This is a genomic window from Bacillus niameyensis (assembly GCF_001375535.1).
GTDB lineage: Bacteria > Bacillota > Bacilli > Bacillales > Bacillaceae_C > Lederbergia > Lederbergia niameyensis.
The window spans coordinates 1,900,686-1,913,834 of sequence record NZ_LN831197.1 but is presented as its reverse complement, the minus strand read 5'-3'; the positions used below and the strand labels follow the sequence as shown (position 1 = coordinate 1,913,834).

Below are 13,149 nucleotides of genomic sequence, written 5' to 3'. Positions count from 1 at the left end.
TTAATTCACCTCCCGCAATGTATCGACCACTGGATCTTGCAGTCCATTTTCATTAATAAAATGATCATCTCCAGAAAGTGCACCAATCAATGCTCCGCGAATGATGATTCCTTGCAATCTTCGTTCCTCATTGACAACAGCAACAGGAATCGGAGCGGTAGAGACCATATTAAAGAGATCAGTGAGCAAAGTATCCTCAGAAATAGTCGTTATATTTTCAATGAGCACTTCTTGAAGCGATTGATCTTTTTCAGCTGCTTCTTTTGCTTCTTGCGCAGTTACGGCTCCAAGTAGTCTGTTTTGTTTATCTACAATATAAATAGACGATATTCCGTGATGTTTCATAAGTCGTAGAGCGACTCTTGGTCCTCTATCAATCTGAACACTTTCTGCTTGTTTCATAATATGATTAGCAGTTAGCACTTTGGATAGATCTACATCTTCTACAAACCTTTCAACATATTCATTGGAAGGTCTCATTAATATTTCTTCAGGTGTACCAAGTTGGACGATTTCCCCATCTTTCATAAGCGCGATTCTATCTCCGATTCTTAGCGCCTCATCAAGATCGTGGGTAATAAAAATAATCGTTTTCCCCATTTCATCATGCAACTGAAGTAATTCGTTTTGCATGTCTTTTCGAATAAGAGGATCCAATGCACTAAACGCTTCATCCATTAATAAAATGTCCGGGTTATTTGCAAGTGCTCTCGCAAGACCTACCCGTTGTTGCATTCCCCCACTAAGTTGATTAGGGTACTGATTTTCATAACCTTCTAGACCAACAAGTTTTAATGCTTCGCGTGCTTTGGCATCACGAGTTTGGTTTGGAATTCCCTGTATTTCCAAACCATATTCTGTGTTTTCCAGTATCGTTCGGTGTGGGAAAAGTGCGAATTTCTGAAAGACCATTCCAATTTTTTTCCTTCTAACTTCACGAAGTTCATCCTTTTTTAAAGTGACGAGGTCAATTCCATCTAATAAAATTTGACCATCTGTCGGTTCAATTAAGCGATTAAGCATTCGAACAAGCGTAGATTTTCCACTACCTGATAAACCCATAATAACGAAGATTTCTCCGTCAAACACTTCAAATTGGGCGTTATTTACTCCAACTGTGGCATTGGTGGATTTTAAAATTTCTTGTTTATTTTTACCCTCTTGTAAGAGTTGCTTTGCTTTTTTGATGTTTTTACCGAAGATTTTCGTTACATTTTTTACTTCGATTTTTTTCTTTCTAGTCGTTACCTCCATGATTTCACCCCTTTTGATTACTTATTTAATGTTACGTAATCATGAATTAGATTACAATCCTCATAACCATCCATATACTGTACGATATGTACGTACAGAATAAACTGTACGAATGAAACGGATATTTTTCGTACAAATGCTCCAAAATGCTTTGATTTCCTCCATCGCATAATTCTTTATTTTTTTTGAAAGGTATAATAGAGTAGTTCATAAGGGTCATCATTATTGAGGATGTGAAATTGTTGAAGGACAAAGAGCAACTTGAAAAAGCCCGTGAACGGATCATAGAGACGATTGCTCAAAATATTCATTTATATGGACTTACCCCATCGGCTGGCAGATTATATGGAATGATGTTTTTTCACCATGAACCTTTAACACTCGATGAAATGAAGGAAGAACTGGGTATGAGTAAAACGAGTATGAGTACCTCAGTCAGGGCTTTATCGGATTTGAAAATGGTCGAAAGGGTTTGGAAAAAAGGGATAAGAAAAGATTTATACCAAGTCGAAGAAGACTGGTATCAAAGCTTTATAGATTTATTTTCAACTAAATGGAAAAGTGCGGTTTCGATGCATAAAATCTCCATTCGTAAATCTTTATCAGAATTAAGAGAATTAGCTTCTAATGAAGAAACGGACGAGGAGATCAAGGAGCTTGCGCAAGGGGATATAGATAAGCTTGAATATATATTGTCTTATTACGATTGGTTGGCGAGAGTAGTGGAGACATTTGAATCACACGAAATCTTCCAATTAGTGCCAAAAAAAACAAACTAAAAAGCTGCGGGGGAACCTATGTTTACTGAGGCGTGGAGAGAGAGAATTAGAGAACAGGCAAGAGAAATGGAATATACAAAGGCAATACCAAGTGATATTCTCACCTTTATGTACGAACAGAAATTATTTAAATTATTTGTTCCCGAGGAGTTAGGCGGGAAAATGTTGAGCCTTCCTGAGGCATTACGTGTTTTTCAGAAAGCGTCTGCTGTGGAAGGGAATTTTGGTTGGTTAACGACAATTGGATCAGGCGGAGGAATGTTCGTTCCATTCATGGATACTGAGTGGGCGGAAAAATTATTTAGCCCGAATCACGCTGTACTTGCTGGAAGTGGCCATCCTAATGGGGTGGCCGCGGAAGTGGATGGAGGCTATATCGTTAATGGGGAATGGAAATATTGCAGCGGATCCCCATTCGCCTCTTTTTTCACCGCAAATAATAAACTAAAAGATGGAGAAATTCTCAGTTTTATTTTAATGCCTGAGCAAGTAGAAATAGTAGAAGATTGGAATGCGTTTGGCTTAAAAGCAACTGGGAGCCATTCGATTAAGGTGAATAATGCCTTTGTTCCAAAAGAACGAACATTTTCTATATTTGGAGAGCAAAATCAATATGCAAATCCGATTTATACCTTTCCTTTTGTTCAGTTTTCGCAAAGCTCTTTTACAGCAGTATGCTTTGGTATTACAGAAAGTTTTTATGAGGAAACCAATCGAATCGTAGAAAAAAGAATGAGCAGTGCTGGCGAACGTTTTAAACTTGTAAGTGAAGCAGTAAAGAAGCATGAAGATTTGTTTTCTAAGTCAACTTCTGAATTTTATTCGGAAGTAGAAAAGTTATGGGGAGATCATCTTCTAGGGAAAACGCTGGATGTAACAGAGCTTGAGCATTTTAGTCAAATTTGCAAACGTTCAGTTAAGCTTGCGATTGATGGTACGAACAGTCTTATTCGTCAATTAGGTATGGAGGCCATTATGGAAGACTCCAAACTAAATAAGATTTGGCGCGATTTATATACTGCTGGGCAGCATAGTTTTATTAGTTCCTAATCTAATTATTGTTATATAAATGGATATTCTAGTAAAATGAAAGAATAGTAGTACAGATTGATAAAAGGGAGTGTCTATAGTGATAAATGTTGCATTGTTAAGTAGATGGCATGTTCATGCAGATGATTATGCAAATCAAGCTAAAGGAATTTCGGATCTTTCTATTAAAATGGTTTGGGATGAAGAAGCAGAACGTGGTAAAAAGTGGGCTGAACAACTTGGAGTTCCATTCGAGGAAAATTTAGAGCAAGTATTATCGAATCCAGAAATTGATGCAGTTATTTTGAGCACACCGACGAATCTACATAAAGAGATTATTATTGCAGCTGCTCAGCATAAAAAGCATATTTTTACTGAAAAAGTTTTAGCTTTTACAGTGGAAGACTGTGAAGAGATTTATGCAGCAGTAGAAGCAAACAATGTTCAACTTACGCTTTCACTTCCTAGATTGACTGAAAATTATTATTTATATGCCCAAGAAGCATTAGACTCAGGAAAATTAGGAAAGTTAACAACTATTCGCTGTCGTTTAGCTCATAATGGTGGTGTCGGCCAAAACGGGGCAAAAACAGGCTGGCTTCCAGAGCGATTCTTCAGTAAAGAACAAGCTGGCGGCGGTGCATTAATGGACCTTGGTGCTCATCCAATTTACTTAACGAATCGTTTGGCAGGTCCCGCAAAATCAGTTCAAACTCAGTTCCAACAAGCAGATGGCTTTGAAGTAGAGGGCAATGCAGCTGTTTTAGTCGAATATCAATCTGGTGCTATAGGAATTATCGAATCTGGTTTTCAATCTTATGGCAGCCCTTTCCAATTGGAATTGTATGGAACTGAAGGCGTGCTTATGATCGAGGAAGGTTCGGTTCGCATCCAAAGCAGTCACCTTGAACAAGGCTGGCAAAGACCAGAACTACCTAGCGCTCTACCAATGCCGATGGATCAATGGGTAGCCGCAATTAAAACTGAAAAAGCACCTTCTATCACGAAAGACGACGCTATTCGCCTTACAGAAATTAACGAAAAAGCGATTCAATCTTTTACAGAAGGAAAAAGGATTAATATAGGATAAAAATAAAGGGAATTGTCCGTGTGATTGGGCAATTCCTTTATTGTTTGTTCGAAAATTTAGTAATTTAAAAACAAGTAGTGGTGGTCTAATATCCAAGCTGGCAATGGATCGTTCCCGAAAAACATTGTACACGTGAGCCATGGTAACGATAGGTAGTGAATCATTACGGTTTAGCATTGTGTTTATGAGAAACGGTAACGATGGCATAGGAATCGAGCACTTTCGATTTTCGAAAACACTCTGCATTATCGATAGGTATTCCATTTGCCATTATGCTAAAATTAATCCTAATAAGTGGTTGAGGAGAAGTGATACATGAAATTAGTGACTTGAAAACTTTAACCGATCTTAAAATCTACTCAAAAAATATTCTCAACACGATAGAGAATCAAATGTGGATTTAGCTATTATGGAGAAGTGTAAAGGGAGAGGCTGTTTCATTTAAACGAATGTTAAATGAAGATCGGCTCCCATACTTTTCTGATATTTAGAAGAGCAAACTACTTCCTTTGAGAAAGAAATATATCGTAGGTGAACATATGATTCATAAAAGCAAAATTATTTTTTTAAGTCTATTCGTTGGTGTTGCTACTATTTTTACAATCATTAATCTGAAAGTTTCTAACGCCGATATTTCCTCAGTTGCTCAGCTAGAAAAGAAATTTCCCCATTTAAGGACTATTATGATGGAAAAAGCGATCGTAGCTCCAGTATCTATTGAGGTAGTTGATTCTAAGCAGAAATCGCAACAACTCGCCGATGAAATTGATGAAATTTTACAGAATCCAAGCTTAAATGGAGTGATTACTGGAATCAGTGTTCGAAATGCCAATAATGGGGACCTGATCTATTCTCATGATGGGAATGTGCTCTTACGCCCTGCCTCAAACATGAAATTATTAACAGCTGCTGCCGCCATGGAAACGCTTGGACCGAAGTATCAATTCACAACAGAAGTATGGACAGATGGTCAAATTAAAGATGGGGTTCTTGATGGTGATCTTTATTTAACAGGCAAAGGAGATCCAACTTTATTAAAGAAAGATTTGGATGCGCTTTCTCGGGGGATAAGGGAAAAGGGGATTCAGCAAATTAACGGTGATTTGATCGGAGATGATCATTGGTATGATGATGTCCGCTATTCACAAGATTTAATTTGGTCGGATGAGTCCTATTATTACGGGGGACAGATTTCGGCATTAACGCTATCTCCAAATGAGGATTTTGATGCTGGATCTGTTTTTATTGATGTTATTCCTGCGGAAAAAGTAGGGGATGCTCCAGTAATTAAAGTTACACCAGAAACTGAATACGTAGAAATTATCAATAATGCCGAAACGGTTGCAGATCAGGAAATTGCTGATTTATCGGTCGAGCGAAAACATGGAACAAATCAAATTTTGATTAAAGGTAAGGTCCCGATTGGCACGGCTAAAACAAGAGTATGGATTGCTGTTTGGGAGCCAACAGGCTACGCATTAGATATTTTTAAAAAGTCTCTGGAAGAACATGAAGTGACATTTGCTCCATCCTCGAAGCTGAAAACTGGTGAAACACCTGAAAAAGCCAAATTATTAGTTGCGAAAAAATCGATACCTTTGGAAGATCTGCTTATCCCATTCATGAAATTAAGCAATAATATTCATGCAGAAACACTTGTTAAAGAAATGGGAAAGGTCATACATGATGAGGGTAGCTGGGAAAAGGGATTAGAAGTCATGACGGAAAGGCTCGAGGAATTTGGTTTAGACCTGAGCAGTGTGCTCGTGCGAGATGGTTCGGGTATATCTGATAAAGACTTGATCACGCCTAATCAATTGACTAAACTATTGTTTGAAGTCCGCAAGAAAAGTTGGTATTCTGCTTTTGAACAATCTCAACCTATCTCAGGTGAACCGGGAAAAATGGTAGGCGGGACATTGCGCTATCGTATGACAGATGAGGCAACTAAAGGTAAAATTAAGGCAAAAACTGGATCTATTACTGGAGTCAGTACTCTTTCTGGATATGTTACAACTGCGAGCGGGGAAGAACTCGTTTTTTCAATTATGATGAATAATTTCATCCGAGGATCCATGACCGCAATTCAAGATGAAATTTGTGCAATTTTAGTAAATTATAGTTTAGATTAATATTAGGAATCCAGAAAAGATAGAAAAGGAAGGGAAACACATATGGCAGACATAAAATTCGAAATTACAAAACACATTGCTGTTCTATCGGAATCAGCAAAAGGTTGGACACGAGAGCTTAACTTAGTTAGTTGGAATGGGCGAGACCCAAAATATGATATTCGCGATTGGGCACCAGATCATGAAAAAATGGGAAAAGGAATTACGTTGACCGAAGAGGAAATACAAAAATTGAAAGAAATATTATGAGAGAAGATCCATCCCAAATTTGGAGGGATGGATTTTTTTAGGGATTCCGTGCTATTGTGGTACAATCATATTATTGAAAAATTGTACGAAAAGGAAGACAACAATGGGCAAAATGCAACTACCAGTTCAAAAAAATCAAATAATTGATTGTACTTTCGAAGACCTGACTCATGATGGGAACGGTGTAGCCAAAATTGATGGCTATCCTCTTTTTATTCCAAATGGACTTCCAGGTGAAAAAGCTAAAGTGAAAGTGACGAAATTAAATAAAGGCTATGGTTTCGGAAAGATCATTGAGTTATATGAGGAAAGTCAATATCGCGTTCTTCCTGAATGTCCTATTTATGAAGAGTGCGGGGGATGCCAGCTTCAGCATCTGAGCTATGAAGGGCAGCTAAGAGCGAAGGAAAAACAAGTCAGGGATGTTATTCAACGAATTGGTAAATTAGATAATGTGACTATTCACTCTGTTCTTGGCATGGAAAATCCTTGGCGTTATCGCAATAAATCTCAAGTTCCGATTGGCGAGCGGGAAGGCGGCCTGATCGGCGGGTTTTATCGTCAGCGCACACATGACATTATTGATATGAAAGAATGTTTAATCCAAGTGGAACAAAACGATCAAGTTCTTTTGAAAGTGAAGGAAGTCTGTGGGAAATATGGCGTAAAATCATATGACGAAAAGTCACATAAAGGTACGCTCAGACATGTCATGGCTCGTTATGGGAAAGCAACCGGAGAAATCATGATTGTTCTTATTACGAAAACGGATGAATTACCTAATCGCAAAAAAATCATAGAAGATCTAGTTAACGTGATTCCAAACGTAAAGTCGATTGTGCAAAATATTAACTCGAAGCGAACGAATGTCATTTTCGGGGATCAGACAAGAGTGCTATGGGGAGCCGAAACAATTTCTGATTATATTGGAGACATTCAATTTGCGATTTCAGCACGTTCTTTCTATCAAGTGAACCCAGAGCAAACGAAGGTTTTATATGAAAAAGCTCTTGAGTATGCCGAGTTGACCGGTGAAGAAACTGTTATTGACGCTTACTGTGGAATCGGAACGATATCCCTGTTTCTCGCGCAAAAAGCGAAAAAAGTATTTGGCGTCGAAATCGTTCCCGAAGCGATCGAGGATGCCAGACAAAATGCGGAATTAAATAAAATCGAAAACGTTGAATTCGCAGTTGGTGAAGCCGAAGTTGTCATTCCTAATTGGTATAAACAAGGCATCGAAGCCGATGTCCTCGTTGTCGACCCACCACGCAAAGGCTGTGACCAAGCGCTATTAGATACAATCATTGAAATGAAACCGAAAAAAGTCGTATATGTGTCTTGTAACCCAGCCACATTGGCAAGGGATTTGCGCATTTTGGAAGATGGGGGCTATCAAACTTTAGAAGTTCAACCTGTAGATATGTTTCCGCAGACGATGCATGTTGAGGTAGTATCGCAGATGATTTTAAAAGTGTAAAACAACAATAAATACTTCCGAACTAAAATAGAAATTTCCGATTCGGAACCAATTTTCGTTAAAATAAACATTTCCGATATCCGCTTCTGATTCAATATTATCCCGGTTTTTCCTCATTAGGAACCTGGGATTTTTTCTGGTATAATTCAATATAAAATCAATATATTTTCAATAGTTTTATCAATGATAATCCTGCTCAATCCCTTGCCAATTAAGGCTTTATCAATATTTTTTCAGACAGTAATTCAATAAGAAACCGAAGATCTTTCAGGGGTGATTCTTTCTTTTTTTAAGGCTTTTTTCTCTTCTTTCCACTATTCTTTTCTCGGTTTTTTTCCTTCCATTCTCGGAGATTTCTATTTTAACTCCCGACGTGAAAAAATGCCGAAAAACAGGCGGAAAAAGGGGCTATTTTTAAACTGAAAAGTTAAAAAGTCAGGGGTCCGTCGGAAAACTTTATTTTATCGACAACGGTGGAATGCGGGTTTGAGGTGGGGGATTTCGGAAGGGTTTATTTTTGTTGTACATAGGAGAGGAAAGAAATGAAGTTGAGTTTGTAATATTTCATCCATAATGTGGTAATGGAGTTAAGAGGAAAGAATTAATGTGTAACTCGAAAATGAATCTGGTTATAAATATTTGAGTATATGGTAAAGTAGGCATGGGTTATAGAGATTGTAAAATAACGTCTTAAAACTAAAGATGCAGGTTTGTGAAAGAACATTGTCACAAATAGGAGAAATTGTTGAAATATAATTAGAATCACTAGTGTCGCATTAAAATAATTCTCCAAGACAATTAATTTTAATTTTCAGTTAGTAAACTTTTCCATAAAAAAATCCTTTATAATGGTTTGGTGGTAGTAAACTATCCAAATCCAATATAAAGGACATCCGTATGGATAAGTTTACACGAAAAACATCATTTGAACAATGGCTTTCACCTGTTTCTAAGCATTTATTTGAGGAACAAGTGAAAAATCATCAATTAAATTACTATACAAAGAAGCTTCACATGGAGTCCTTTTGGAGACTATTGCTATACGCTCAACTTCACGAAACAGAAAGTCTACGTGCCTTGAGCGACTGTGTTTTCTCCGAAGAATTACAGAGTGCAACTAGTCTCGAATCTATAAGTTTCTTACAGTTAGGTAGACGTTTGAATCAGATTCCTACGGAATTCTTTCAGAAGCTTTTTCTTGACTTGGTGATGCAAATTCACACAAAGACTAATTTTGAAAGTAGGAGAAAAACAACAACACCGCTTAAGATCATTGATTCGAGCACCTTGCCATTGAACTTGAACAACCATAGGTGGGCTAAGTTTCGCAAAACAAAATCTGGCGTCAAGCTTCATTTACGACTTGTGTTTATGGAAAAAGGTTGCTCGTATCCAGATCAAGCCGTGCTTACGAATGCCATCGAACATGATCGCGGCCAACTTGAAGTGTTGGTTGACGACCGAGAATGCATGTATGTATTTGACCGTGGTTATTTGGATTATGAGCGCTTCGATCGCATGACAGACGATGGTTTTTTCTTCGTTTCCCGTTTACGGAAAAATGCGGTTGTACGTCAACTGGATATCTTTAAGTTACGGGAAAATTCATCGATCTTGTCGGATAAAATGGTCGTGATCGGTACCACGCAAAATCGTTCTGAAAATGCGTTTCGCCTGATAAATGTTCTGGATTCAAAAGGTAACGAACTACATCTACTTACGAATCGATTTGATTTAAGCGCAGATGAAATCGCCGATCTGTACAAATCACGCTGCGCCATTGAACTATTCTTTAAATGGATGAAACAACATCTGAACATCAAAAAATTCTATGGTCAAAGTGAACAGGCAGTTCATAACCAAGTGTATGTGGCAATGATTGTCTATTGTTTAAATGTACTTGCCCAGCTAAACACAAAAAGCCAGCGCACTTACTTGCAAATCAGTCGGTATTTGAAGGCATCCCTGTGGAAATCTGCTCATATCTGGCTACGTAAAATCCAAGGGAACACCGTTCCCTAAACTATTTTGTTTCTGTATCCCCGGCCCAAAGCTATAGTAAAAAAAGTGGATGTTTACTACCTTTGTTTACATGTTTTAATTTTTTTATTAAAAATCGAGAATTATATAACTGAAAATTCAGTTATAATTTATGCGACACTAGTGATTTATGGTTAAAATAAGACTTTTTTTGAACCAACTAAAGTTGCAAGGAGTTAATTATAAGAAAGGATTGCATACTTCGATGTTGAAGGAGTGGAGAAAATGCAAACGAGAGAGGAAACTATTAATTACTGTTTGAAATTGGAAAATACTTATAAGGATTTTCCATTTAAAGATAAGAATTGGACATTAATTCGACATAAAGAAAACAAGAAAGTCTTTGCTTGGATTTTTAATAGAGATGACCATATTTGGATTAATCTGAAGTGTGAAGCCGGTTGGTTGGATTTCTATCGTCAGAATTACCCTTCTATTGTTCCTGCCTTCCATCATATGTTGCAGCTAGTCTAAATCTAATGGACGAGACAACAAATGATGTTCAGGTGATTACTGGTGAGGTGCCCGAGGATTTGCTATCGTTTATGAAGCGAAAAATGAGGAGTAACATTTTATGATTAAATTTGAAAATGTATCAAAAAGTTACGAAGATGGTACTATTGCTGTTGATTCCCTAAACATGGAGATAAAAAAAGGAGAATTTTTTGTCCTCATTGGGCCAAGTGGATGTGGAAAAACAACAACACTAAAAATGATAAATCGATTGATTCCTCTATCCGAAGGGACTATATTTTTCGATGGAAATAATATAAATGAGTATGATATCCATGAATTAAGATGGAATATTGGATATGTACTTCAACAAATTGCACTTTTTCCACATATGTCAATTGAGGAAAATATTACGGTTGTTCCAGAAATGAAAAAATGGACAAAAGAGAAGATGAAAGAACGGGCATTTGAGCTTATGAAAATGGTAGGCTTAGACCCACAAAAGTATGCAAGCAGGAAACCAATTGAATTATCAGGAGGTGAGCAGCAACGGGTAGGCGTTATTCGAGCTCTTGCGGCAGACCCTGAAATCATTTTAATGGATGAGCCGTTTAGTGCATTGGATCCAATAAGTCGGGATAAACTCCAAGATGATATGTTAGATTTAAAGAAAAGTCTCAAAAAGACGACTGTTTTTGTGACTCATGATATGCAAGAGGCTTTAAAATTGGCAGACCGAATTTGTATCATGAAGAATGGAAGAATCGTTCAAATCGGAACACCTCATGAACTTCTTTCCAAACCTGCTAATAAATTTGTGAAAGAATTTGTTGGGAATAAATCAGGAAATTGGATCGATGATGTTGACTGGGAAGTAATCATTCAGCCAATGGTGCAAAGTGATATTTCACAAAACTCTACTGAAGTGATACCAATAGCGACCCCATTGAAGAAGGTATTGGATATTTTGGCTAACCATGAACAACTTGTTGTTGAAAAAGATGGTGAACGTATTGGTGTTATTAACAGAAAAGCCATTATCCAATTTCTGTCTTCTAAAATGCCAGAAAGGGGGTCTAATAAATGACGGAGTTTACGCAAGTTTTTCAGGAAAGAAGAGATGAATTATTAGAAGCATTACTAGAGCACATCCAGATTTCTCTTATCGCACTCATTTTTGCAGTCATTATTGCAATCCCTTTAGGTATTTATCTGACAAGACATAAAAAAATAGCTGAGGTCATTATAGGCATAACATCTGTCATTCAAACCATTCCTTCGTTAGCCCTATTAGGTATATTAATCCCCTTATTTGGGATTGGTAGAGTACCAGCCATAATTGCTTTAGTTGCATACGCATTACTCCCAATTTTAAGAAATACGTATACAGGAATAAAAGAGGTTAATCCATCATTAATTGAGGCAGCTAGAGCAATGGGGATGAACTCCATAGAGAGATTAATTAAGGTGGAAATTCCACTTGCCATGCCAGTCATTATGGCCGGTATCCGAACAGCAACTGTATTAATTATAGGTACGGCAACTCTTGCTGCACTAATTGGAGCTGGTGGATTAGGGGATATTATTCTTCTAGGAATTGATAGAAATAATACAAGTTTAATTCTACTTGGAGCAATTCCTGCTGCACTCCTTGCTATTCTATTTGATTTTTTACTTAAAACATTTGAAAACCTATCGTATAAGAATGCCTTCGTTTCAATGGGGGGAATTGGTATATTGGCTTTAGCAATTATAGTGGCTCCACTAATTGGACATCAAAATGAAAAAATTGTGATTGCCGGAAAGCTGGGCTCAGAACCAGAAATCTTAATTAATATGTATAAATTATTAATTGAAGATGAAACAGACTTGCAAGTTGAACTGAAACCAGGCCTAGGTAAAACCTCGTTTGTGTTCAATGCACTCAAAACGGAGACCGTTGATATTTATCCAGAGTTTACCGGAACTGCCATTTCGGAGTTTTTAAAAGAAACGGCAGAAAGTACCAATCGTGAGGAGGTCTACAACCAAGCAAAGGATGGATTGTTAAAACAGTTCAATATGGTGATGCTGAAACCAATGCAGTATAACAATACCTATGCATTGGCAGTACCAATTGACTTTGCGAATCAATATGGGGTAAAAGCTATTTCCGATTTAAATGGTATAGAGAATAAAGTTAAAGCTGGATTTACATTAGAATTTTCTGATAGGGAAGATGGATATAAAGGAATTCAAGCCTTATACGGTATTCATTTTCCCACCCTCGTTACAATGGAACCGAAATTACGCTATACTGCAGTCAAATCTGGTGAGATTAATTTAGTTGATGCATATTCTACCGATAGTGAATTACGACAATATAATCTAAAAGTGTTGGAAGATGATCAACATTTATTCCCACCTTATCAGGGAGCACCTTTATTAAAAGAAGAAACCGCCAAGAAGTATCCTGAAATTGTTGATTCGTTAAATAAACTAGCTGGAAAAATAACAGATGATGAAATGCGGGAAATGAACTATCAAGTGAATGTAGAAGGAGAAAATGCATTTGAAGTTGCTAAGGAATATTTACAAGAAGAAGGGTTAATAAACTAAGAACTCTGGGACATCAATTGAATAAATCGGTTTTTATTAATAAAA

The 13,149-nt window shown here is 37.2% G+C and carries 10 protein-coding genes and 1 pseudogene; 10 read left to right on the top strand and 1 reads right to left on the bottom strand.

Annotation, left to right across the window (positions count from 1 at the left end; all coding sequences use genetic code 11):
- The gene (locus tag BN1243_RS09190; RefSeq protein ID WP_062106141.1) at positions 1-1,254 is read right to left on the bottom strand and encodes a quaternary amine ABC transporter ATP-binding protein; all 1,254 of its coding nucleotides are present in this window, start codon (positions 1,252-1,254) and stop codon (positions 1-3) included.
- Between the two features lie 242 nt (positions 1,255-1,496).
- On the opposite strand from BN1243_RS09190, the gene BN1243_RS09185 reads away from it, so the two are divergent.
- The 10 genes and pseudogenes from BN1243_RS09185 (at position 1,497) to opuFB (ending at position 13,104) form a co-directional block, all read left to right on the top strand.
- Positions 1,497-2,033 (top strand): GbsR/MarR family transcriptional regulator, encoded by a 537-nt coding sequence (locus tag BN1243_RS09185; protein ID WP_062106139.1) that lies wholly within the window; start codon positions 1,497-1,499, stop codon positions 2,031-2,033.
- An 18-nt stretch (positions 2,034-2,051) separates the two neighbouring features.
- On the top strand, positions 2,052-3,083 hold the full coding sequence (locus tag BN1243_RS09180) for an acyl-CoA dehydrogenase family protein (RefSeq protein WP_062106137.1): 1,032 nt from the start codon (positions 2,052-2,054) through the stop codon (positions 3,081-3,083).
- 79 nt (positions 3,084-3,162) lie between these two features.
- A complete protein-coding gene (locus BN1243_RS09175; protein ID WP_062106129.1) occupies positions 3,163-4,152 on the top strand; it encodes a Gfo/Idh/MocA family protein in 990 nt (329 codons plus the stop codon).
- A gap of 509 nt (positions 4,153-4,661) precedes the next feature.
- Complete coding sequence (gene dacB, locus BN1243_RS09170; RefSeq protein WP_195892098.1) at positions 4,662-6,284, top strand: D-alanyl-D-alanine carboxypeptidase/D-alanyl-D-alanine endopeptidase; 1,623 nt, start codon at positions 4,662-4,664, stop codon at positions 6,282-6,284.
- 42 nt (positions 6,285-6,326) lie between these two features.
- Positions 6,327-6,533, top strand: coding sequence for a YdbC family protein (locus tag BN1243_RS09165; protein WP_062106125.1), 207 nt, complete (start codon positions 6,327-6,329; stop codon positions 6,531-6,533).
- 103 nt (positions 6,534-6,636) lie between these two features.
- Positions 6,637-8,013, top strand: a complete 1,377-nt coding sequence (rlmD, locus tag BN1243_RS09160; RefSeq protein WP_062106123.1) for a 23S rRNA (uracil(1939)-C(5))-methyltransferase RlmD — start codon at positions 6,637-6,639, stop codon at positions 8,011-8,013.
- Between the two features lie 897 nt (positions 8,014-8,910).
- Positions 8,911-10,035 (top strand): IS4 family transposase, encoded by a 1,125-nt coding sequence (locus tag BN1243_RS09155; protein ID WP_062106120.1) that lies wholly within the window; start codon positions 8,911-8,913, stop codon positions 10,033-10,035.
- 243 nt (positions 10,036-10,278) lie between these two features.
- Positions 10,279-10,506 (top strand): annotated as a pseudogene (locus tag BN1243_RS23040) (MmcQ/YjbR family DNA-binding protein); the annotation flags it as partial.
- 121 nt (positions 10,507-10,627) lie between these two features.
- Positions 10,628-11,593 (top strand): ABC transporter ATP-binding protein, encoded by a 966-nt coding sequence (locus BN1243_RS09145; protein WP_062106118.1) that lies wholly within the window; start codon positions 10,628-10,630, stop codon positions 11,591-11,593.
- The gene (gene opuFB / locus BN1243_RS09140; protein WP_062106116.1) at positions 11,590-13,104 is read left to right on the top strand and encodes an osmoprotectant update ABC transporter permease/substrate-binding subunit OpuFB; all 1,515 of its coding nucleotides are present in this window, start codon (positions 11,590-11,592) and stop codon (positions 13,102-13,104) included. The genes BN1243_RS09145 and opuFB overlap by 4 nt, the downstream gene beginning before the upstream one ends.
- The last annotated feature ends 45 nt before the right edge of the window (positions 13,105-13,149 follow it).